A 21,978-nucleotide genomic window follows, 5' to 3' on the forward strand; every position below is an offset into this window, starting at 1 on the left:
AGGCCTTAGGTGTTCGGCCGCACGAGCTCGCTGCTTTCCGTCATAACAGTCCCGATTAGGAGAAGTGACAGGCAAATGAAACGTCGCAGTCTGGCCGCGGTCACCGCAGTCCTCACGACAGCCTCCGTGGTGCCCGCCGCGGCAGCTCTGGCCGCCACACCCAACGGAGCGAAGACCACGCTCTCCAACTCCTCGGTTTCGACCAGCGGACTTCGCCTCGGCGCGAACGCCCCTGGTGCGACCCCGATGTCACTGACCTTGCAGCTGCCGCAGCGCAACGCGGCCCTGATGGCACGGATGACCGCCGCCGGCGCCGTGGTCAGCACCGCTCGTTATCGCGCGCTCTTCGCACCCACCGCGGCGCAGCTCGCACACGTCACGTCGTTCGCCAAGTCGCATGGCATGGTCGTGGACCAGGTCGATGCCGCAGGCGGCCAGGTCATGGTCCACACCACCGCTTCGCACGTGAGCAGTGCCTTCGGCGTCACCGTCCGTCGGGCCAGCGCCCACGGCGTGTCCGGGGTCGCCGCGATCGGTACGCCGGTCGTCGACCGGTCGATCGGTCTGAGCGGCGTCGCCGGTCTGAGCACCCTGCGCATGGCGAAGGTCGACAACGCCCACCTGGCCGGGTCGTCGCGGAAGACCATCAACCGCACTCCCAGCAGCAAGGTGTCGGGCGGCCCCCGCGGGCGCATCTCGGCGACCGCCACCGATGGCAGCACCGACTGCGCCACGCACTGGGGCGACCACCTGCAGCCGTCGGCGCAGGTCTACGCCAAGGAGTCCAACCTCATCTGTGGTTACGTGCCGCAGGACCTGGCCAAGATCCAGGGCATGACGACCGCCGTGCAGACGAATGCTCCGTCCATCGGGCTGCTGCTCTGGGGCAACGACCCCAACATGCTGTCGGAGACCAACACCTACATGGCAGCGGCCAAGTACCCGGCGCTGAAGAGTTACACCGCATACCCGGCAGCGACCAATGCGCAGATCCTGGCCACCCAGCCCGGGTGCGACCCGTACGGCGCCGGATCCGAGCAGTCGATCGACGTGCAGTCCTCGCACTCGGTGTCGCCGAACTCGCCCATCTACTACTACGGCGCCAAGAGCTGCCAGGACGCGGACCTCACCTCCGAGCTGTCGAAGATGGTCAACGACCACAAGGTCTCCACGATCTCGATGTCGTTCGGTGAGGCCTACGACCAGGGTCTGACCGCCGCCGACAAGGCCGCCTGGGACCGTCCGCTGCAGCAGGCCAACCTGACCGGCATCAGCACCTTCGCCTCCAGTGGTGACAGCGGCGACAACTCCGACGCTGCCGGCAACGACCTCGGTGCGGGCGGCAACCCGGACAACAAGCCGCACATCGGCTACCCGGCCTCCAGCACCTACACCACTGCGGTCGGTGGTTCATCGGTCGGCCTGTCCGCTGCCGGTTCGCTGGTCGCCGACGTCGGCTGGGAGGACGCCTACTACCAGCAGAAGAGCCTGAGCTCGACGGCCAAGACCCGTATCAACTTCCCGGTCGACGGTGCCGGTGGCGGCGTCAGCCAGGTCTCGACGATCCCGACGTGGCAGAAGGGCAAGGTCACGACCTCCACCACGATGCGTGCCGTGCCCGACGTCGCCGGGCTCGCCAACCCGTACACCGGCTTCACGGTGCGCGACACGGCGTACCCGGAGTCGAACGGTGTCCCCACGGGCCCCGGCGTCCAGGAGTACGACACCTACGGAGGCACCAGCCTGGCCTCGCCGATGGTGGCTGCGACGGTCGCACTCGCCAAGGCCTACAACAAGGTCTCGATCGGCAACGCCGCGCCGCGGCTGTACGCCCTGCTCGGCACGTCGGCACTGCGGGACCTGAACGGCGTCAACACCACCGGCGCCTTCCTCCCCAGCACCAAGTACCCGGCAGGCGTGATCATCAGCCTGGACGGTCACCCGATCAACTCTCTCGGTCGCCAGGAGAACCTGGTGACGGCCAAGGGTTGGGACAATGTCACCGGCGTCGGTGAGTTGAACGGCCTGAACTTCATCAAGGCCTTCAAGTGACCCACTGATCCATCTGGGAGGGGCCCGCGAGTAACTACTCGCGGGCCCTTTCCGCGTCCCCACCCAACCCGGCGGCGGCGCGGATCGTCGTAGTGAATGAGGGCGGCCGGCGATGACCGGCAGGTCACGGGTGGGCCGTCCACGAAGGAGCTTCATGAATTCGTTCCGCGCACTGCCCTGCGCAGCTGCCATCGCCCTGACCGCCGGCGTCCTCGCGGGGTGCGGATCCGCGAACGCACCGGGCGGCTCCACGACGACCACATCCTCGTCGGCACCATCCTCGACATCGTCGAATGCGACATCCTCGCCCACGGCCGGCGGATCACCGACGGCCAAGGACGTCACCCTCACCGGCACGGTCAGCGGCGACCGCCTGCCGTGCGTGCGGCTGCACACGACCGACGGGCACCAGTACGTGATCACAGGTGCTGTGCCGGGGAAGCTCTACACCGTGGCGCACTCGGGTGGATCCCGCACCTCGATCACCGCGCAGCCCTCGCCCCCGCAGACAGCGACGGTCACGGTTGTCGGCCACACCGCATCGGGGCTGATGAACACGTGCGGGGGCACCACGTTCGTGGTGAGTTCGGCGACCATCCACTCGATCACCACCGGTTGAGCGCGATGACAACGCCGACGACCCGCGCGATCGCACTGGGCGCGTTCGGCGTCGTCCTGCTGGCCGGCTGCGGCTCGGCGTCCGTGGGAAGCTCCTCCACATCGGGCGTTCCGACCTCGAACGCACCGACCTCGGGTGCCGCCACGTCGCCCGCCCGCCCGAGCACCCCGCGGTCCTCACCGCGCGACAGTTCGCCCGGCGACGTCACGTTGCGGGGCACCGTCAGCGGCGACGGTCTGACCTGCGTGGGATTCAGGACGACGGACGGCAAGAGGTACGCGCTCGCCGGGCCGGGGCTGCCGGCCAAGCTGGTCTCGGTCGCGCACTCCTTCGGCCGTCGTACATCGCTCAGCTCCGCACCCGGCGCCGAGCAGATCGCCACGGTGACGATCGTCGGTCATCCGGTCGAGGGTGCGATGAGCACCTGCAGCGCGACCGTCTTCTCCGTGACCTCGGCGCAGATCGACTCTGTCAGGACCAAGTGACGACACCGGATCCCCGGAGGTTCGGCGGTTAGGATTCCCAGCGTCGCGGGCTCCCGCGACCGCGGCGTGATGAGGGGCAGATGGCAGGCAGGTTCGGTCGTGACAGCGGGGCGGCCCAGCGCATGGGTGTGCGCGTCGCAGGGGTGCTCGCAGGATTCGTGGTGCTCGCACTCGTCGTGCTCGGGGTGCACGCTCTGCGGGGCGGCTCCGGACCGGATGCCGCGACGTCCACGCCACCTTCCTCCGGCTCGTCGTCGGGTTCGGGCGGATCCAGCTCCGGTACTACCTCGTCCGCCGTGGTGCCGGTGCCGCCGGTCAGCGCCGCGCAACTGGCCGCGCTGCCGCAATCCACCACCTTCACCACCGTGCACGGACTGCCGAGCTCATCGGGCGCAACCAGCGACGGGAACGTCGTCCGGATCGCGCACGCTCAGGCGGGCTTCGATGCTCCCGGTGGCAGCCCGAAGGTCGTCATACCGGCAACGCAGCTCGGTCTGGACACCTGGCTGCCGATCGTCGACCGCCGGTCGGGGTGGTACCAGGTGCGGCTGCCGTCGCGCCCGAACGGTTCACTCGCGTGGATCCCGGCGGCCGGCATGCGGACGGCGCAGACCGACTGGCGGGTGCACATCTCGTTGGCCGCAGGACGGATGACCGTCATGAAGGGCACGTCGCAGATGGGGGAGTGGACCGTCGGCCACGGGAAGGACGCGACCCCGACGCCCGTGGGACAGACGTTCCTGCTGGCCGGATTCGTGGATCCGAGCGAGACCTTCTCGCCGGTCATCTATGCGTTGGGCGCGCATTCGGACTCGTTGGACACCTTCGGAGGAGGTCCGGGGACCGTCGCCGTACACGGGTGGCCGACAGCGGCGGGTCGAATCGGGAAAATCTCTCACGGTTGTGTCCGCGTTCCAGCCGCTGCGCTCTCAATGTTCGCTAAGTTGCCTACGGGGACACCCGTGGACATCACTGCCTCCTAACACTCAGAAGCACTTTCAGCACCGAGAAGGGAAACTCGATGAAGCGCAATACCGCGCTCTTTGGAGCCTCAGCTGCCGTGGGCATCACGGCCGCAGCCGGTCTCATCATCACCAGCGCGACCAGTTCCGCCGCGACCGCGACCGTTTACGGCGTGGCGTACGCGACCGACACCGCCTCGCACGGCTTCGCATTCGGCAACATCGCTGATCCTGACGGGCAGTTCGTCGCCTCCGCGAAGGAGCAGGACGGCGTCTCGGTCGTCGCGTATTCGATGCCGTTGCTCAATACCCCGACCATCGGTGTCGCGACCGGATGCACCAACGGCAAGCCGGCTGTCGTCGTCAGGGGCGGGGGCGCCGCCGGCACCTACACCGCGAAGACCACCGTCTCGGCCGCCAAGTTCACGGGCAACGCGAACGCGGTCGGCACGGTCACCTTCCTCGCGAGTGCGGGCAGCATCACCGTCGGTGCCTACTACAGCCCGAACCAGCCGGGTCAGTACGTCGAGATCGGCGGTGTGAGCGGCTGTGCGGCTGCCACCACCACGTCGACGAGCACCAGCACCTCGACCTCGACCTCGACCTCGACGAGCACGTCACCGACGTCCACGTCGACGGGCACGTCGACCTCCACCTCGACGAGCACGTCGACCGGCACCTCCACGCCGACGTCGACCGGCACCTCGACGGCCACTCAGCCGCCGACCCCGACGGCCACCACCACCACGCTGCCCGTCACCGGCTGACGCACCGCACCTGAGGCTTCGGCCCCGGGCGAGGCCCCCGCACGCATCGCGCGGCGGGGGCTTCGTCGTACCCGGATGGGTCGCCGGCGCCCGCCGTAGAGTGCTGCCATGCCGACACCCCCACCCCAGCCGACGCTGCGCGACGGATCCCTGGTGCTGCGCCCGTGGACCGACGCCGACCTCTCCGGGCTGCGCCGAGGTGCACTGGACTCGGGCTGGTTCGAGACGGATTCGGACGCCGGTGGCAGCGCTGACGCAGGTGCGGCCGAGGCTCTCGTCCGCTGGCAGGCGGGCTACGACGACGACCGGTCGCTCAACAGCGTGCTCATCGAAGTCGATGGCAACGTCGTCGGCGGGATGCTGCTGCGCTCCACCGGGGCCGACACGGCCGAGTTGTCCTGGCAGCTCTTCAAATCCGATGCCCAACTGCTCGGCGCGCAGGCGGTGCAGGTCTTCCTGCGGCATGCCTTCGACGATCTCGGCGTGGTGCGCATCGAGACGCGGATCGCCGCGGACGACCTGGGCTCCGGGCGGATCGCGGCGCGCGCGGGGATGCTCAAGGAGGGCACCGCCCGGGCGGCCGCGGCGACCGCCGACGGCCGGGTCGATCAGGTGATCTTCGCGCGGCTCGCCACCGACCCCAGCGTGAGCGAATGGGGATCGTTCGCGCGGGTGCTCAACACGACGCTGCCGATGAAGCGGGCGATCGCGCAGGCCTTGATCCGCAACGACGCGGGCGAGGTGCTGCTGTGCCAGCCGACCTACAAGCGCTTCTGGGATCTGCCCGGCGGCGTGGTCGACCCGGCGGAGTCCCCGGCCACGGCCGTGCTGCGCGAGGTCCACGAGGAGTTGTCGCTCGACGGGACCGTGCGCTCGCTCGCCGCGGTCACCTGGCTGCCTCCGTGGCGCGGGTGGGACGACGCGACGCTCTTCGTCTTCGACGTGCGCGTGACCTCCGAGCCGGGGGCGCTGCAGCCGCGGGAGATCAAGGCCGTGCACTGGCGCGCCGTCGCCGACGTCGGGGCGCACACCGCCGACTACACCGCGCGTCTGATCGAGCGGTCGGTGCGCGCGATCGACGACGGGACCGGCGCCGTCTACCTGGAGAACGCCCACGACCCGACCTGGTGAGCGCAGTCTTCGCGGGCCGAATGTGGGTGGGCAGGCGCGGGACTCGATGAGAGACTGACGGCATGAGCAATCAGAATCCGATGCAGGCAGCCCGTGCGTCGCTGCTGGCCCTGGAGTACCCGCAGTCGCTCGGGGTGTACGACGACTACCTCGGCGCCCAGCGCGCGGTGGACTTCCTGTCCGACCGGGAGTTCCCGGTCGAGAACTGCATGATCGTCGGCACCGACCTGAAGCAGGTCGAGCGGGTGACTGCCCGCCTCACCTGGGGCCGGGTCATCGCCAGCGGACTCGCGTCCGGCGCCTGGATCGGCCTGCTCTTCGGTCTGCTGCTCTCCCTCTTCGACGCCGGCAGCAACAAGCTCGGCGTGATCATCGGCGGCATCCTCTTCGGTGCGTTCTTCGGTCTGGTGTACGCCGCGGTCGGTTACTCGATGTCGCAGGGACGGCGCGACTTCACCTCCGTCAGCACGATCGTGGCCACCCGCTACGAGGTGCTGGTCGAGCACAAGTTCGCCGAGCAGGGACGCGACCTCCTGTCCCAGCTCGACGCCGGCCTGCAGCGGCCCCAGGCATGACCGTCGAGCAGGAGCGCGCGTCCGACACCGTCGCGCTGCGCCGGGCGCTCGACGCGGTCCCGGCGTACCGGCCCGGGAAGCCCGCGGCGGCACGGGCCGATGTGACGTCGTACAAGGTCAGCTCCAACGAGAACCCCTACCCGCCGCTGCCGTCCGTGCTGAAGGTCGTGCAGGAGGCGGCGACCCAGATGAACCGCTACCCGGACATGGCGGTCACCGCGCTCACCGACCGGCTCGCGCAGGAACTGAACGTCTCGGCCGACCAGATCGCCACCGGCACCGGCAGCGTCGGTGTGCTCGCCCAGCTGCTGCAGATCACCTGCGACCCGGGTGACGAGGTCGTCTACGCCTGGCGCAGCTTCGAGGCGTACCCGATCGTGGTCGCGCTCGCGGGCGCCGTGTCGGTGCAGGTGCCGCTCGACGCCGACGCCCGGCACGACCTGCCCGCGATGGCCGACGCGATCACCGACCGCACCCGGCTGGTGCTGGTCTGCACGCCCAACAACCCCACCGGGCCGGCGGTCGGCGCCGCCGAGCTGGAGGAGTTCCTGGCGCGGGTGCCGCGTGACGTCCTGGTCGTCGTCGACGAGGCCTACCTGGAGTTCGGCCGCGACGAGTCGGCGGTGCGCGGGCTGGACGTCCTCGCCCGGCACTCCAACGTCGCGGTGCTGCGGACCTTCTCCAAGGCGTACGGGCTCGCCGGACTGCGGGTCGGGTACGCCGTGGCGCAGCCCCGCGTCGCCGAGGCGCTGCGCAAGGCCGCGACGCCGTTCGGGGTCAGCGACATCGCCCAGCGCGCGGCGATCGCGAGCCTCGACGTGCGCCACGAGCTGCAAGAGCGGGTGGACGACCTCGTCGCCGAACGCGACCGCGTCGTGGCCGCACTCGCCGAGCAGGGCTGGACGATCCCGGACTCGCAGGCCAACTTCGTGTGGCTGCCGCTCGGCGAGGACACTCTCGACTTCGCCGCCGCGGCGGACGAGGCCGGGCTGACCGTGCGACCGTTCGCCGGCGACGGCGTTCGCGCCACGATCGCCGAGCGTGCGGCGAACGACCGGCTGATCGAGGTCGCGGCGGCGTTCCGCAATCGCTGAGCCCGCTCCGCCGAGTGGCATAGAAGTGTGCCGAGTGGCGCACCTGCACCAGGTGCACCCGAAATATATGTATGCCACTCGAGAGGGGTAGGACGATGACCGTGCTCGACCGGTCCGATCAGCCCCGCCTCGGCTACGCCGCCGTGCTGCGGGTGACCGGCGCGCGTCAGTTCCTCTTCGGCTCGGCGATCGAGCGTCTGGGCGGCGCGATGTTCGGTGTCGCCGTCGTCGCGATGGTGTCCGCACGGACCGGGTCCTACTCGCTCGCCGGCGCGGTCTCCGCGGGTGCGCTGGTGGTGCTCGCAATCACGGCGGCGATCATCGGCCGTCTGGTCGACCGCTACGGCCAGCGGCGGGTGACCCTGCCTCTGGTGGTGTGGTCGACGCTCTGGTCGGTCGCAGTGGTCGCCGTCTCGATCACCGGTGCGCCCGCGTGGACCCTCTTCGTCACCTACGCGATGTCCGCCGTCGTCGGCACCACGGGCACCCTCAGCAGGGCGCGCTGGTCGCACCTGCTCGGCGACCAGCCGGGCATGCTGCACACGGCGATGTCGCTGGAGCAGGTCATCGACGAGCTGGCGTTCGTCGGAGGGCCGGCGATCGCGGTGGTGCTCGCGACGACCGTGCTTCCCGAGGCCGGCTACATCGCGGCCGCGTTCTTCTTCGCTGTCGGTGCACTCGTCTTCCTGGCCCGCACCGACACCGAGCCTCCGGTCGACCAAGTCACCCACAAGAGCACGAGGTCGGTGCTGCGCATCCCGGGTGTGCTGGTGGTGTGCGCGGTGTCGTTCATGATCGGCGGCATCTTCGGCGCCAACGAGATCGTCACCATCGCCACCGCCGCCGAGCTCGGTCACAAGGGTGCCTCGGGCCTGATCCTCGCGCTCTACGCACTGGCGTCGGCGCTGGCCGGCGTCGTCTACGGGGCGCGCGAGGACGCCGTACCCGCGCATCGCGCGCTCTGGATCGGGGCCCTGGCGATGTGTGTGCTGGAGGCACCGGTGCTCTTCGTCGACAGCATCCCGCTGCTGGCCGTGGGCCTCACCCTGGCCGGGATGGCCACCGCGCCCACCCTGATCGTGACGATGAAACTCGCCGGATCGCTCGTGCCGGGCAACCAGGTGACCGAGTCGATGGGGATGGTCTTCACCGCCATGATCATCGGCATCGCCGCCGGATCCTCCCTCGGCGGGGTCGTCGTGCAGAGCGCGGGCGGACACGCCGGGTACGTCGTCCCGGTCGCGGCAGCAGGGTTGGGCGCGGCGCTCGGATTCGTCTTCAACCGCCGGCTGCGCTGACCCGCAGCCCGTGGCGAGCGAGCGTCGAACCCGGGGGTAGCCTTCCACCTGTGACCGGCGCCACAACGGCGTGGCGCCGTCATCACCGGACGGCGACCCTGGACGGTGGTGACGAGCCGACCGACCACCGACACCACCGTGCCGGAGCGAAGAGGAGCGAGCGTGACCCAGATCCCGGACGTCGCCGTGCACCACGAGACCGTGGTGCCACAGGCGCAGCAGGACATCACCGACGGCGGACCCGACATGGTCCAGTTCGTCGACGGCGAGGGGACCCGTCTCGAGCGGACGCCCGCCAACACCCCGTACGCAGACATCGTCGAGGCGCTCACGCCCGAGGACGGTCGCTCGATGTACCGCGACCTGGTGCTCGTACGACGCCTGGACGCCGAGGGCCACGCGCTGCAGCGCCAGGGCGAGCTCGGCCTGTGGCCCTCGCTCCTCGGCCAGGAGGCCGCTCAGGTCGGAGCCGGCCGCGCGATGCGCTCGCAGGACTTCGCCTTCCCGGGTTACCGCGAGCACGGCGTCGCCTGGTGCCGTGGGATCGAGCCGGAGCAGCTGCTCGCGCTCTTTCGCGGAGTGGACAACGGCGGGTGGTCGCCGTCTGAGCTGAACTACCACCTCTACACGATCGTCATCGGCAACCAGATGCTGCACGCGACCGGCTACGCCATGGGCATGCAGCGCGACGGGGTCGTCGGCACCGGCGACGAGGAGCGCGACGCCGCGGTCATGGCGTTCACCGGGGACGGCGGCACCGCGCAGGGCGACTTCAACGAGTCCCTGGTCTTCGCCGGCGTCGCGAACGCGCCGCTCGTGATCTTCGTGCAGAACAACCAGTGGGCCATCTCCGAGCCGAACTACAAGCAGTTCCGTGTGCCGCCCTACCAGCGCGCGCAGGGGTTCGGCTTCCCCGGCATCCGGGTCGACGGCAACGACGTCCTCGCGGTGTACGCCGTGACGAAGGCCGCGCTCGACAACGCCCGGTCCGGACAGGGCCCGACGCTGATCGAGGCGTTCACCTACCGCCTCGGCGCGCACACCACCTCCGATGACCCGACCAAGTACCGCTCGGCCGCGGAGGTCGATATCTGGCGCGAGAAGGACCCGATCAAGCGGATGCGCGGCTTCCTCAGCCAGAAGGGCTACGCCGACGACGCGTTCTACGCGTCGGTCGACCGGGAGGCCGACGAGCTCGCCGTCCGCGTGCGGACCGCCTGCCAGAACATGCCCGAGCCGAGCCAGGAGCGGATGTTCGACGAGATCTACGTCGACCCGCATCCGGTGGTCGAACGGGAGAAGGCGCAGTTCCTGGAATACCAGGCCGGTTTCGAGACGGAGGGGGCGCGCTGATGGCCGCGCAGAAGATGACCCTGGCAAAGGGCATCAACGCCGGGTTGCGGGCGGCCATGGAGGCCGACCCCAAGGTGCTGCTCATGGGTGAGGACGTCGGCAAGCTCGGCGGCGTCTTCCGCATCACCGAGGGCCTGCAGAAGGACTTCGGCGAGGACCGCGTCGTCGACACCCCGCTCGCCGAGTCCGGCATCGTCGGTACGGCGATCGGGCTGGCCATGCGCGGCTACCGCCCGGTCGTGGAGATCCAGTTCGACGGCTTCATCTACCCGGCGTTCGACCAGATCGTCAGCCAGCTCGCCAAGATGCACGCCCGCTCGCGCGGCGCGCTGCGGCTGCCCATCGTCATCCGCGTGCCGTTCGGCGGCGGGATCGGCGCGGTCGAGCACCACAGCGAGTCCAACGAGGCCTACTTCGCGCACACCGCGGGCCTGCGGGTCGTCGCGTGCTCGGACCCGGCGGACGCCTACTGGATGATCCAGCAGGCCATCTCCAGCGATGACCCGGTGATGTTCTACGAGCCCAAGCGGCGCTACCACGAGCGCGCCGAGGTCGACCTCGACCCGCAGTCCGGGTCGCGACTCGGCCTGCACGACGCGCGCGTCGTGCGCGACGGCACTCAGCTCACGCTGCTGGCCTACGGCCCGACCGTCAAGACCTGCCTGCAGGTGGCGGATGCTGCTGCGCAGGAAGGGATCTCGCTGCAGGTCGTCGACCTGCGCTCGCTGTCCCCGCTCGACACCGAGACCATCGACCGGGCCGTCAAGAGCACCGGCCGCGCCATCGTGGTGCACGAGGCCAGCACCTTCCTGGGCCTCGGCTCGGAGATCGCGGCGCACATCCAGCAGGAATGCTTCCACCACCTGGAGGCTCCCGTGCTGCGGGTCGGCGGGTACAACATCCCCTATCCCCCGAGCCGCTTCGAGGAGGAGTTCCTGCCGGGACTCGACCGCATCCTCGAGGCCGTCGACCGTTCTCTCGCTTACTGATCCGCTGGAAGGGGCCTTCGTGGCTGTGCAGACGTTCAACCTCCCCGATCCGGGTGAGGGACTGGTCGAGGCCGACATCGTCTCGTGGAAGGTGCAGGTCGGCGACGAGGTGTCGACCAACGACATCGTCGTAGAGATCGAGACGGCGAAATCGTTGGTGGAGTTGCCGATCCCGTGGGCCGGCAAGGTCACTCAGCTGTTGGTCGACGAAGGTGCGACCGTCGAGGTCGGCAGCCCGATCATCACCGTCGACGTGGCCGGCGCCGCCAGCAGCGAGCCGTCCGAGGTGACGACGCCGTCGGCGGAGGAGCCCGAGGAGCGCACCCCGCACCTGGTGGGGTACGGCGCCGCGCCCGCGCAGACCGCCCGGAGGGCCCGCAAGGGGGCGAGCGCCGTACCGGCGGCTGCCCCGGCACCGCCGGCTCCTGCAGCGGTGGCCGCGCCGCCTGCGCCTGCTCCCGCTGCCCCCGAGGTCGGGGCGCGCCCTGTGGAGCGCGCGGCGACCCCACCAGCTGCCGGCGGCAAGGTGCTGGCGAAACCGCCGGTCCGCAAGTTCGCGAAGGACCACGGCGTGGACCTGTCGACCGTCGCCCCGTCGGCCGAGTCGGGCATCGTCTCGCGCGCTGACGTCGAGCGGCACCTGGCGAACGGCGCTGTGCCGGCGAGTGATTCGGCGCCGGTCGTTGCGTCCGCGAGTTCGCAGGAGCGTGAGACGCGCATCCCGGTGAAGGGCGTGCGCAAGTTCACCGCCGACGCGATGGTGGCGTCGGCGTTCACCGCCCCGCACGTCACCGAGTTCGTCACGATCGACATGACCGCGACGATGGAGCTGGTCGACCGGTTGCGCTCGGACCGGGAGTTCGCCGGTCTGAAGGTCACTCCGCTCACGGTGCTCGCCAAGGCGCTCTGTGTTGCGGTCAAACGCAATCCGGGCATCAACTCCTCGTGGGCGCAGAAGCCGGACGGCTCGGCCGAGATCGTCCAGAAGCGCTACGTGAACCTCGGTATCGCCGCGGCGACCCCGCGCGGACTGGTGGTGCCGAACATCAAGGACGCCGATGCCATGTCGATGCGCGACCTCGCGCAGGCGCTCGGCGAGCTGACCGCCACGGCACGCGAGGGGCGTACGCCTCCCGGCGACATGTCCGGCGGCACGATCACGATCACGAACGTCGGGGTCTTCGGTGTCGACAACGGCACGCCGATCATCAACCCGGGCGAGGCGGCGATCCTGTGCTTCGGCGCCGTCCGCAAGATGCCCTGGGTGGTCACCGACGCCGACGGCAACGACACGATCGTGCCCCGGCACGTCACCCAGTTGTCGCTGTCCTTCGACCACCGGATGGTCGACGGCGACCTCGGTTCGCGCTTCCTGTCCGACGTCGCGGCCCTGCTGCAGGACCCCTCGCGGGCACTCGTCTGGGGCTGACGCTCCACGATCAGGGTCGCCGCGCGCCGTATAGAGCGCGCGGCGACCCTGATCGCTATCCGGACAGGTGGGACGCGAGGAGCTGCGCGAGGTGCGTGCCCCGCGACGCGCCGCCGGGGAGCCTGCCGAGCAGATCGTCGAGCTGGGTGCGGCAGGAGAAACCGTCGGCGAGCACGACGTCACCGGGCTGCGCGGCGCGTACGGCGGGCAGCAGCTGCTGCTCGGCGACCGCCACCGACACGTCGTAGTGGCCCTTCTCGACACCGAAGTTGCCGGCCAGCCCGCAGCATCCGCCGAGCCGCTGCACGTGCGCGCCGGCTTGCTCCAGCAGCGCCGCGTCGGCCGCCCAGCTCATCACCGCATGGTGGTGGCAGTGCGGCTGCGCGATGATCCGCACCCCGTCGAGCGAGGGCGGTGACCAGCCCGGCGTACGCGCGAGCAGCTCGGCCAGCGTGACGGTCGCGTCGCGCACCTTGCGGGCGTCGTCGGTGGGCACCAGCTCGGCCGCGTCGTGTCGCAGGACCGCGGTGCAGGACGGCTCGATGCCGACGATCGGCACTCCGGCGTTGGCGGCGGGAGCCAGGCCCGCGATGGTGCGTTCGAGCTGCCGGCGGGCGCCATCGAGCTGGCCCGTGGAGATCCAGGTCAGACCGCAACAGCCCGCGGCGGTCGGCAGGGCCGGGCTGAAGCCGGCGTCCCTGAGCACCGCGACCGTGGCGGCGCCGATGGCCGGAGAGAAGCTGTCGGTGAAGGTGTCGACGAGAAGGACGACCTCGTCGCCGGTGGCGTGAGCGGCGTCGTACGGTCGCAGTCCGTGCTCGCGTGCCCAGCTGCGGAACGGGTCGGCGGCGACCTGCGGAATGCTCCGGCGAGCGTCGACGCCCACCGCGGACTTCGCGAAAGGCACCCGATCGCCAGCGCGCAGAAGGGCGTTCGCAAGCTTCGGTGCCCGCGCTCCGGCGCGCACCCAGCGCGGTAGCTGGCCGAGCACGTAGTGCGAGATGGGCCGCAGCCGCCCCTTGTAGGACTGGTGCAGCACCTCGGCCTTGTACGACGCCATGTCGATGCCGGTCGGGCAGTCCGAGGCGCAGCCCTTGCACGACAGGCACAGGTCGAGCGCGTCGTGCACCTCGGGCGCGCGCCAGCCGCCGGTGACGACGGAGCCGTTGAGCATCTCCTGCAGCACCCTTGCGCGGCCGCGGGTCGAGTCCTTCTCCTCGCGGGTGGCGAGGTAGGACGGGCACATCACCCCGCCGCTCGCGGTGTTGTCCGCGCGACACTTGCCGACGCCCGTGCAGCGGTGCACGGCCTGGCTGAAATCGCCGCCGTCGGCGGTCCAGGAGAACGCCAGCGGTGTCGGGGTCCTCCGCGCGGGGAAGCGCAGGTCGGCGTCGAGCGGTGCGGGGTCGACCAGGACACCGGGGTTGAGCAGGTTGTCCGGGTCGCACGCGTGCTTGGCCGCGGCGAAGAGATCGATGACCTCGGGGGAGTACATCAGCGGCAGCAGCTCACTGCGCGCGCGCCCGTCCCCGTGTTCGCCGGAGAGCGAACCGCCATACGTCGCAACGAGCTTCGCGGCGTCCACCACGAACTCCCGCAGCTGAGCCGGACCGTCAGGAGCGTCGAGGGGGATGTCGAGGCGCACGTGCATGCAGCCGTCGCCGAAGTGCCCGTACGGCGCGCTGCTGAGGCCGTGCGCGACGACCAGCTCGTCGAAGTCTCGCAGATAGGCACCGAGCGACGTCGGGGGGACGGCGGCGTCCTCCCACCCGGGCCACGCCGGCTTGCCGGCAGGCGAACGGCCCGCGAGCCCGGCGCCGTCCGCGCGGATCCGCCACAGCGCCGCTGCCTGCGCCGGGTCCGTGACGATCAGGCTGGAGTGTGCGCCGAGACCGGCGTCGTCGACCATGGCCTCGGCGCGGGCGAGGACTTCGCCGCGGTCCTCCCCGGACACCTCGGTGAAGAGCCATGCGGGCCCGGGCGGCAGCGGCGGTGAGGTGCCGCCCCGGCTGTGCAGCACGTCGAGCAGTCGTTGATCGAAGCCCTCGCAGGCCGTCGGCCGGTGAAGGAGCACGGACGGGGTGGCATCGCCGGCGACCGTGATGTCGGGGTAGCCGAGCACGATCATCACGCGCACAGCCGGGTCGCGTACCAGCCGCACGGTCGCCTCGGTCAGCATTGCGAGGGTGCCCTCGGAGCCCACCAGGAAGCGCGTGAGGTCGACGTCCCGCTCGGGCAGAAGGTGCTCCATGGAGTAGCCGGACACCTGACGGCCGAAGCGCGCGAACGACGTGCGGATCAGCTCGAGGTTGTCCGCCCCCAGCCCGGTCAGCTGCTTCGCCACCGGCCCCGAAGCGCGGGTGCCCGAGGCGAGGTCGAAACGGTCACCGGTGCCCCAGAAGCCTTTCAGGGCAACGACATTGTCGACGGTGCGGCCGTAGCCCAAGGTCCGCGAGCCGCAGGCGTTGTTGCCGAGCATGCCGCCGATCGTGCACCGCGTGGACGTCGACGGGTCGGGCCCGAACCGCAATCCGTGGGTCGCGGCGGCGGCCTGCAGACGGGCCTGCACGACCCCGGGTTGGACGACAGCCGTGCGGGCCTCGGGATCGAGGTGCAGCACCTGGTCGAGGTGCCGGGAGAAGTCGAGCACCAGCCCCGCGCCGATCGAGTTGCCGGCGATCGACGTGCCGGCGCCACGGGTGGTAAGGGGTACGCCGAGGTCGCGCGCGACGGCGTACGCCTGCTCGACCTGCTCGGTCGACCGGGGGAACGCGACGGCGGTCGGTGCGATCCGGTAGAGCGACGCGTCGGTGGTGTAGAGCGAGCGGGTGAGCGAGTCCGCGTGCGCCTCGATGCCGCCCGCCGTCAGTCGCCTCACCAGTTCGTCCACGGGCACATCGTCCCTCACCGCACCTCGCCCACAAACGCCGAGTGCGCGTTCCGCGGAGCCGAAGCTCTGCGGAACGCGCACTCGGGAGGTGACGCTCGAGGCGGATCAGTCGTGCACGTGCCTCGGGTGGTAGTCCGCATCGACGGACGCGTGCTTGGGCAGCTCGTCGCCCGGGTGAGCCGGCACGGTCGCCAGCGCCTCGTCCGGCGCGCGGTGACGCGGCGGCTCGTCCTCGGTGGCCCCGTGGGCCGGCGGACCGACCAGGTCGGCCACCGACGGCTCCGGCTGCTGCGCCGGCTGCGTGCCGCTCGCCTCGGCCTTGGCGGCATCGGCGGCCGACTGACCGCGCAACTCCACCTTCGGCATCAGCAGCAGGACCAGGAAGCCCACGACCATAACCGCGGCCGCCACGATGAAGATGATGTGGATGGAGTCCGCGAAACCGACCTTGAACGGGTGGCGAGCGTCCACGGGCAGCTTGTTGATGACCGAGGAGTCGTTCTGGATCTGCGCCACGACGCTGCGGTTCTGGGCGATCTGCCCCTGCACGCTCGGCGGTGCCGCCTTGATCGCCGAGGTGATCTTGTCGCCAACCGTGCTGAAGAGGATCGACAGGAAGATCGCGACTCCGAGCGTGCCGCCCATCTGGCGGAAGAACGTTGCCGAGGACGTCGCCACGCCGATCTCCTTCGCCGGCACGGCGTTCTGCACGATGATCGTCAGCGGCTGCATGCAGTTACCGAGGCCGTAGCCGAAGACGAACATGAAGGCCATGACCTGCCAGACCGGGGTGTCCGCGTCGACGAACAGGAACAGCAGGAGCAGGCCCACGGTGGCGATCGCCGTACCGAAGATCGGGAACTCCCGGATGCGCCCGGTGCGTGCAGTGATCTGACCGGAGATGATGGCGGCGATCATCAGGCCCGCCACCATCGGCAGCATGAGGAAGCCGGACGTCATCGGCGATGCGCCGTGCACGATCTGGAAGTAGAGCGGCAGCACGGTGATGCCGCCGAACATGCCCATCCCGACGATGATGCTGGCAACGATCGTGACCGAGGCCGCGCGCAGCTTGAAGATGCGCAGCGGGATCAGCGCGTCGTCGGCCATCGCGCGCTCGACGAGGATGAACATCGCCAGGCCGAGGACCGCGATGACGTATGCCGCGATGGAGCGCCCCGAGGTCCAGCCCCAGGTGCGGCCCTGCTCGGCGACCGTCAGCGTGGGCACCAGACCGATGACCAGCGCCACCGCGCCCCACCAGTCGATGCGCGCCTTGCGCTGGACGTGGTCCAGGTGCAGCGTGCGCCATACGACGAAGAGGGCGATGATGCCGATCGGCACGTTGACCAGGAAGACCCAGCGCCAGCCGGAGATGAACAGGATCGAGCTGGTCTCGGCGAACAGACCGCCGATGACCGGGCCGAGGACGCTGGAGGTGGCGAAGGTCGCCATGAAGTAACCGGTGTACTTCGCGCGCTCACGCGGCGGCACGAGGTCACCGATGATCGCGAGCACCAGGGTGAAGAGGCCACCGGCGCCGAGGCCCTGGAACGCGCGGAACGCGGCGAGCATGTACATCGACGTGGCGAACGAACAGGCGGCGGAACCGATCACGAAGACGGTGATCGCGAACATGAACAGCTTCTTACGGCCGTACATGTCGCCGAGCTTGCCGTAGATCGGCGTGGTGATCGTCGAGGTGATCAGGTAGGCGGTGGTGACCCAGGCCTGTACGGACAGGCCGTGCAGGTCGTCGCCGATGGTGCGGATGGCAGTGCTGACGATGGTCTGGTCGAGTGCGGCCAGGAACATGCCGAGCATCAGGCCGCCGAGGATCCGCAGGATCTGTGCGTGCGAATACTGGCCGCCGGATGCTGCGGGCGCGTTGGCCGCGCTGGTCTGGGCAGTCACATCGACTCCTTTCCGGTGGTTGACGGGTGTGACGGGGGTGTCGTGGTGCAGGTGCTCGAGCTGGCGAAGGTACGGGTGAGGTCGTCGTGCAGGCGGCGCAGTGCGAGGTCGAAGTCCTTGGCCTCACGGCTGGACCAGTCGGCCATCAAGGTGGCGAACATCTGCCCCCTGCTCTCGTGGATGTCCTCCAGGAGCTGCTTGCCGTCGGGTGCAAGGGCGATGTTGAAGGCACGCCCGTCGCCGGGGTCGGTCACCTTCTCCAGGATCCCCGCCTGCACCAGGTGACTGACCTGGCGACTGACGGTCGACACGTCGGAGTGCACGCGCTCCGCGATCGCGGACACCCGCAGCGGGCCCGTCGACACGGCGAAGATGACCGGGTAGGCGGACGTCTCGACGTCCGGATGCAGGCGCGGCACGTGGTGTCGCAGTGCGCTCATCGCCTTCATCAGGTGCACCAGGTCCTCACCGACCCGCGATGCCACCTCGAGACTGACGGCCATATCCCCTCCATAGTTGCTTGACTCATACAACTATATGGATAGCCACGCGATCTATCAAATCGACGGGGCGTTCTGTCAGGGCGTGATGGTGAGTACGTCGAGGACGCGGGCCGCAGCGGCCTCGTCGCCCTCGACGCTGTAGCGCAGATCCGCGGTCGAGATGCGTCCGGCACCCCGGCGGGTCAGCGACTCGGTGCTGAGCCGGATCGTGGTGATCTTGCCCAGCGGCAGGGGGATGATCTCGCCGGTCTCGTCATCGACCTTGTCCACGTGCGCGGTGCCGGAGAAGAGCGACTCGGCATACGGCCGACCGTCGGACCCCTCCACGATGCGGATGCCCTGACGCGCCATGACCGGGCCGGTGCACTCGATGATGACCACGCTGCCGACCTCGAGATCGGCTCGGCGAGCGGCCCGCGCGGGGAAAGCGGCGAGGACGTCGCTGGTGAAGGCGGCGGCACCCGCGGAGTCCAGGTTGCCCATCGAGTGCAACGCGTCGCGCAGGTCCTGCTCGTGGCACCAGAGGTCGATCAGCCGCAGGTGGAGCATGGCGGTCAGCTCCATGGGCCCGAACGGGCCCTGGATGACGGTCTCGGGGTTCAGCGTCGGGTCGCGGTAGGACGCGATCCGCTTGGGCAACAGGTCGCGCCACTCGTTGACGATCTCCCCGCCGGAACGACCGCGGCGCACCTCGACGGCCCGCTCCATGAACCGACCGGCGTCGTTGCGGATCCACTCGTAGTCGAGCACCTCGACCTCGCGGTCCTGACCGCCGTTCATCAGGTGCTCGGTGCCGGCGACGTGGGCGAAGACGTCCTTGACGGTCCACCCCGGGAGAGCGGTCGGCTTGTCGAAGTCCTCGGGGTGACACGTCAGCCCCAGGTCGAGGATCGACTGACCGGTGGCGGCGAACGCATCGACCAACTCGGGAAGCTCTACCGGAGGCTGGGGATGGGTCTGCATGGCGACCAACCTACTTGGAGCGCGGACGGTGCGCGGGGGCGCTGCCCATGATCACTGCCTACCCTGGGTGCATGGCGAGCGACACCGGCACGAGCCCTGCGACCGCAGCGGCACCCGTGCGTGCGCGCCGGTCGACGTGGATCCGGGCCGTCGTCCCCTTCGCTCTCGTGGTCGTCGTGCTCGCCGTCCTCTTCTCGCACGCCGCGTCCCCCTTGGAGCTCGGCGACCCCGGCGCGGTCGTGCGCTGGGGCATCCCGCTGCTCAACGTCGTACGCGATCTGACCGCCGCGCTCACCGTTGGGGCGCTGCTGCTCGGCGGGTTCCTGGTGCCGGAGGGCGCGACCACCCGACGGCGGGAGTCCCTGGCCCGCTATGCCGCGTGGGCCGCGACCGGCTGGGCGGTCGTCGGCGCGGCGAGCGTCGTCCTCAACTTCGCTGACGTCTCCGGCACCCGGCTCGGCGCCACCGGCTTCGCATCCGAGGCGTGGGCGTCGATCTGGCAGCTGGAGATCCTGCGCGCGCCGGCGATCACGGCGCTGATCGCGGCGGCCGTCGCGCTGCTCGCGTTCACCGGGCCCGGCGCTCGCGGGATGGCGTGGCTCTTCGGGATGGCGCTGGTCGCGCTCTACCCCCTGGCCCTGATCGGCCACGCTGCCGGATCGGACGATCACGAGGCATCGGTCGACTCCCTGCTGGTGCACCTGCTGGCCGTGACCGTCTGGGTCGGCGGCCTGCTCGCGCTGCTGGTGATGTGGGGGCGGCTCGGCAAGGGCACCGCCGACGTCGTACGCCGCTACTCCACGGTCGCGTTGTGGTGCTTCGGCGCGGTCGCCGTGTCCGGCGTGCTCAACGCCGTCATCCGGGTCGGTTCCTTCTCGGGTCTGGCGTCCCGCTACGGCGTGCTCGTGCTGATCAAGGTCCTGCTGCTGCTCGCGCTCGGCTCGTTCGGTGCGCTGCACCGGCAGCGGGTCATCGGTCACCTGGACGGCGCCGATGCGCCCGGGCGCGCGCTCTTCGCGCGGCTGGCCGGCGTCGAGTCGCTCGTGATGGGCGCAGCCGTCGCCGTCGGTGTGGCGCTCGCGCGATCGGCCCCGCCCGTCGCCGAGGTGCACGGGCGAGTCGACACGGCGTACAGCCTCACCGGATATCTCGCGCCCGCGGCGCCGCACGTCGCGACGTGGTTCACCCTGTGGCGCGTCGAATGGCTGCTGAGCGCGGTCTCGGTGATCGCCATCGCCGTCTACCTGAGCTGGGTCGTGCGACTGGCCCGACGCGGCGACCGCTGGCCCGTGCTGCGCACCATCTCCTGGTGTGCCGGCTGGCTGATCTTCCTCTACATGGTCGACGGCGCCCCGGCGGTGTACGGCCGGGTGATGTTCTCCGTGCACATGCTCGAGCACATGACGGTCTCGATGCTGGTGCCGATCCTGCTGGTCCGTGGCGGCGTGGTCACCCTCGCCCTGCGGGCGCTGCCCAAGAGGCACGACCTGACGCTTGGGCCGCGCGAGGTCATCCTCTCCGTCGTGCACTCACGCCTGGTCACCGTGATCGCGAATCCGGCCGTCGCGGCGATCTTCGTCTTCGTGTCGCTGATCGTCTTCTACTACTCGCCGCTCTTCCACCTGGCGCTCACCACCCACACCGGGCACCTGCTGATGATGGTGCACTTCATGGCGTCGGGGTATCTGTACGCGTGGGCGCTCGTCGGGATCGACCCCGGGCCGCGACGCTGGGCGCCCCCGATCCGGCTGGGCATCCTGTTGATCGCCATCGCGTTCCACGCGTTCTTCGGAGTGGCACTGATGACCGGCAACGACCTGCTGGGCGGCGACTTCTTCCAGCTGCTGCACCTGTCCTACGTGCCCAGTCCCATCACCGACCAGCAACGCGGCGGCACCATCGCGTGGGGCGCCGGTGAGGTGCCGACGTTCATGCTGGCCATGCTGATCGCGGGTGAGTGGTACCGCAAGGACACCGCCGAGGGCGAGCGGCAGGCGCGGCAGGCCGACCGCGACGACGATGCCGAGCTGCGCGCGTACAACGACTATCTGGCGGCGCGGTCCGGCCGCGGGAAGCAGGCCTGATGCGGGTCGCGCTGATCCAGCTTGCGTACGACGACGCCGAGACCCTCGATGCGCGCGTCGAGCGGGTGGTCGCGTTGGTCCGGGAGCAGGCCGGGCACGACCTGGTGGTGCTGCCGGAACTGTGGGGTGCCGGCGGATTCTCCTACCGGGAGTGGAGCTCACGCGCCCAGGACGTGACCGGGTCGATCGGCACGGCACTGTCGGCCGCCGCGCGCGACGCAGGCGTCTTCCTGCATGGCGGGTCGATCGTGGAGCGGCCGGCGTCCGGTGAGACCGGCGAAGAGGGCCACGACCTGTGGAACACCTCGGTCGTCTACGACGCGAGCGGGACCCTCGTGGCGACGTACCGCAAGATCCACCGGTTCGGTTTCGCCGGCGGCGAGCCGAAGCTGATGGACGCGGGGACGGAGCTGGTGCGGGTCGACGTGCCGGCCGGATCGTCCTCCCTCGCCGTCGGCCTGTCGACCTGTTACGACATCCGCTTCCCAGAGATGTACCGCGCGCTGCTGGACCGGGGAGCTGAGGCGTTCGTCGTCCCGGCCGCGTGGCCGATGGCGCGGGTGGACGCGTGGCGGCTGCTGCTGCGGGCACGGGCCGTCGAGGATCAGTGCTTCGTGCTGGCCTGCAACACCGCCGGCACCCACGCGAAGACGCAGATGGGCGGTCACTCCGCCGTCATCGCGCCGGGTGGTGAGGTGCTCGCCGAGGCGGGCGAAGAGCAGCAGGTGCTATCGGTCGAGATCGACCCGTCGGCCGTCCGGGACGTCCGCGAGTCGTTCCCGGTCCTCGCCGACCGCCGCCTCTGAGCGGCGCAAACCTGCAAACGCCGGCACGGCCGGACGACGCTGCCGGTTTGCGTTTGCGGCCAGG

General features: G+C 70.1%; 18 protein-coding genes. 14 read left to right on the forward strand and 4 right to left on the reverse strand.

The window, feature by feature from the left end; translation table 11 throughout:
• The first annotated feature begins 75 nt into the window (after positions 1 to 75).
• The 12 genes from HNR15_RS00885 (at position 76) to HNR15_RS00940 (ending at position 12,754) form a co-directional block, all read left to right on the forward strand.
• Positions 76 to 2,052, forward strand: a complete 1,977-nt coding sequence (locus tag HNR15_RS00885; RefSeq protein WP_179478342.1) for a S53 family peptidase — start codon at positions 76 to 78, stop codon at positions 2,050 to 2,052.
• 154 nt (positions 2,053 to 2,206) lie between these two features.
• A complete protein-coding gene (locus tag HNR15_RS00890; protein ID WP_179478344.1) occupies positions 2,207 to 2,671 on the forward strand; it encodes a hypothetical protein in 465 nt (154 codons plus the stop codon).
• A 5-nt stretch (positions 2,672 to 2,676) separates the two neighbouring features.
• A complete protein-coding gene (locus HNR15_RS00895) occupies positions 2,677 to 3,156 on the forward strand; it encodes a hypothetical protein (RefSeq protein WP_179478346.1) in 480 nt (159 codons plus the stop codon).
• 80 nt (positions 3,157 to 3,236) lie between these two features.
• Positions 3,237 to 4,139: a L,D-transpeptidase gene (locus HNR15_RS00900; RefSeq protein ID WP_179478348.1), complete on the forward strand. Its 903-nt coding sequence runs from the start codon at positions 3,237 to 3,239 to the stop codon at positions 4,137 to 4,139.
• Positions 4,140 to 4,177: 38 nt separating this feature from the next.
• Positions 4,178 to 4,885 carry a hypothetical protein gene (locus HNR15_RS00905; protein WP_179478350.1) on the forward strand — a complete coding sequence of 236 codons (708 nt, stop codon included), beginning with the start codon at positions 4,178 to 4,180 and terminating at the stop codon, positions 4,883 to 4,885.
• 108 nt (positions 4,886 to 4,993) lie between these two features.
• On the forward strand, positions 4,994 to 6,016 hold the full coding sequence (locus HNR15_RS00910; protein ID WP_179478352.1) for an NUDIX hydrolase: 1,023 nt from the start codon (positions 4,994 to 4,996) through the stop codon (positions 6,014 to 6,016).
• A 62-nt stretch (positions 6,017 to 6,078) separates the two neighbouring features.
• Positions 6,079 to 6,591 carry a YflT domain-containing protein gene (locus HNR15_RS00915; protein WP_208050986.1) on the forward strand — a complete coding sequence of 171 codons (513 nt, stop codon included), beginning with the start codon at positions 6,079 to 6,081 and terminating at the stop codon, positions 6,589 to 6,591.
• Positions 6,588 to 7,685, forward strand: coding sequence for a histidinol-phosphate transaminase (gene hisC, locus HNR15_RS00920; RefSeq protein WP_179478354.1), 1,098 nt, complete (start codon positions 6,588 to 6,590; stop codon positions 7,683 to 7,685). Before HNR15_RS00915 ends, hisC begins: the two co-directional genes overlap by 4 nt.
• Before the next feature lie 95 nt (positions 7,686 to 7,780).
• Positions 7,781 to 8,983: an MFS transporter gene (locus HNR15_RS00925; protein ID WP_179478357.1), complete on the forward strand. Its 1,203-nt coding sequence runs from the start codon at positions 7,781 to 7,783 to the stop codon at positions 8,981 to 8,983.
• 171 nt (positions 8,984 to 9,154) lie between these two features.
• On the forward strand, positions 9,155 to 10,336 hold the full coding sequence (pdhA, locus tag HNR15_RS00930) for a pyruvate dehydrogenase (acetyl-transferring) E1 component subunit alpha (protein WP_343048597.1): 1,182 nt from the start codon (positions 9,155 to 9,157) through the stop codon (positions 10,334 to 10,336).
• A complete protein-coding gene (locus tag HNR15_RS00935; RefSeq protein ID WP_179478359.1) occupies positions 10,336 to 11,325 on the forward strand; it encodes an alpha-ketoacid dehydrogenase subunit beta in 990 nt (329 codons plus the stop codon). The genes pdhA and HNR15_RS00935 overlap by 1 nt, the downstream gene beginning before the upstream one ends.
• A 19-nt stretch (positions 11,326 to 11,344) precedes the next feature.
• Positions 11,345 to 12,754 carry a 2-oxo acid dehydrogenase subunit E2 gene (locus HNR15_RS00940; RefSeq protein WP_179478361.1) on the forward strand — a complete coding sequence of 470 codons (1,410 nt, stop codon included), beginning with the start codon at positions 11,345 to 11,347 and terminating at the stop codon, positions 12,752 to 12,754.
• Between the two features lie 55 nt (positions 12,755 to 12,809).
• On the opposite strand, the gene HNR15_RS00945 is transcribed toward HNR15_RS00940, so the two are convergent.
• The 4 genes from HNR15_RS00945 to HNR15_RS00960 all read right to left on the reverse strand — a co-directional run bounded on the left by HNR15_RS00945 (position 12,810) and on the right by HNR15_RS00960 (position 19,024).
• Positions 12,810 to 15,644 carry an FAD-binding and (Fe-S)-binding domain-containing protein gene (locus HNR15_RS00945; RefSeq protein WP_343048352.1) on the reverse strand — a complete coding sequence of 945 codons (2,835 nt, stop codon included), beginning with the start codon at positions 15,642 to 15,644 and terminating at the stop codon, positions 12,810 to 12,812.
• A 105-nt stretch (positions 15,645 to 15,749) separates the two neighbouring features.
• Positions 15,750 to 17,558 carry an MDR family MFS transporter gene (locus HNR15_RS00950; protein ID WP_343048353.1) on the reverse strand — a complete coding sequence of 603 codons (1,809 nt, stop codon included), beginning with the start codon at positions 17,556 to 17,558 and terminating at the stop codon, positions 15,750 to 15,752.
• Positions 17,555 to 18,061, reverse strand: a complete 507-nt coding sequence (locus HNR15_RS00955) for a MarR family winged helix-turn-helix transcriptional regulator (RefSeq protein ID WP_179478365.1) — start codon at positions 18,059 to 18,061, stop codon at positions 17,555 to 17,557. The genes HNR15_RS00950 and HNR15_RS00955 overlap by 4 nt, the downstream gene beginning before the upstream one ends.
• Before the next feature lie 75 nt (positions 18,062 to 18,136).
• Complete coding sequence (locus tag HNR15_RS00960; protein WP_179478367.1) at positions 18,137 to 19,024, reverse strand: maleylpyruvate isomerase family mycothiol-dependent enzyme; 888 nt, start codon at positions 19,022 to 19,024, stop codon at positions 18,137 to 18,139.
• Positions 19,025 to 19,095: 71 nt separating this feature from the next.
• Here HNR15_RS00960 and HNR15_RS00965 point away from each other — a divergent pair, with 71 nt between their 5' ends.
• Both HNR15_RS00965 and HNR15_RS00970 read left to right on the forward strand, forming a co-directional pair.
• Positions 19,096 to 21,108, forward strand: a complete 2,013-nt coding sequence (locus HNR15_RS00965) for a cytochrome c oxidase assembly protein (RefSeq protein WP_179478369.1) — start codon at positions 19,096 to 19,098, stop codon at positions 21,106 to 21,108.
• Positions 21,108 to 21,914, forward strand: coding sequence for a carbon-nitrogen family hydrolase (locus tag HNR15_RS00970; RefSeq protein WP_179478371.1), 807 nt, complete (start codon positions 21,108 to 21,110; stop codon positions 21,912 to 21,914). Before HNR15_RS00965 ends, HNR15_RS00970 begins: the two co-directional genes overlap by 1 nt.
• Positions 21,915 to 21,978: the final 64 nt, after the last annotated feature.

Source organism: Allobranchiibius huperziae (assembly GCF_013410455.1).
Classification (GTDB): domain Bacteria; phylum Actinomycetota; class Actinomycetes; order Actinomycetales; family Dermatophilaceae; genus Allobranchiibius; species Allobranchiibius huperziae.

Excerpts from the sequence above, each read along its gene's own strand:
- HNR15_RS00885 (WP_179478342.1), top strand. The coding sequence starts at position 76 with ATGAAACGTCGCAGTCTGGCCGCGGTCACCGCAGTCCTCACGACAGCC.
- HNR15_RS00890 (WP_179478344.1), top strand. The coding sequence starts at position 2,207 with ATGAATTCGTTCCGCGCACTGCCCTGCGCAGCTGCCATCGCCCTGACC.
- HNR15_RS00895 (WP_179478346.1), top strand. The coding sequence starts at position 2,677 with ATGACAACGCCGACGACCCGCGCGATCGCACTGGGCGCGTTCGGCGTC.
- HNR15_RS00900 (WP_179478348.1), top strand. The coding sequence starts at position 3,237 with ATGGCAGGCAGGTTCGGTCGTGACAGCGGGGCGGCCCAGCGCATGGGT.
- HNR15_RS00905 (WP_179478350.1), top strand. The coding sequence starts at position 4,178 with ATGAAGCGCAATACCGCGCTCTTTGGAGCCTCAGCTGCCGTGGGCATC.
- HNR15_RS00910 (WP_179478352.1), top strand. The coding sequence starts at position 4,994 with ATGCCGACACCCCCACCCCAGCCGACGCTGCGCGACGGATCCCTGGTG.
- HNR15_RS00915 (WP_208050986.1), top strand. The coding sequence starts at position 6,079 with ATGAGCAATCAGAATCCGATGCAGGCAGCCCGTGCGTCGCTGCTGGCC.
- hisC (WP_179478354.1), top strand. The coding sequence starts at position 6,588 with ATGACCGTCGAGCAGGAGCGCGCGTCCGACACCGTCGCGCTGCGCCGG.
- HNR15_RS00925 (WP_179478357.1), top strand. The coding sequence starts at position 7,781 with ATGACCGTGCTCGACCGGTCCGATCAGCCCCGCCTCGGCTACGCCGCC.
- HNR15_RS00935 (WP_179478359.1), top strand. The coding sequence starts at position 10,336 with ATGGCCGCGCAGAAGATGACCCTGGCAAAGGGCATCAACGCCGGGTTG.
- HNR15_RS00955 (WP_179478365.1), bottom strand. The coding sequence starts at position 18,061 with ATGGCCGTCAGTCTCGAGGTGGCATCGCGGGTCGGTGAGGACCTGGTG.
- HNR15_RS00960 (WP_179478367.1), bottom strand. The coding sequence starts at position 19,024 with ATGCAGACCCATCCCCAGCCTCCGGTAGAGCTTCCCGAGTTGGTCGAT.
- HNR15_RS00965 (WP_179478369.1), top strand. The coding sequence starts at position 19,096 with ATGGCGAGCGACACCGGCACGAGCCCTGCGACCGCAGCGGCACCCGTG.
- HNR15_RS00970 (WP_179478371.1), top strand. The coding sequence starts at position 21,108 with ATGCGGGTCGCGCTGATCCAGCTTGCGTACGACGACGCCGAGACCCTC.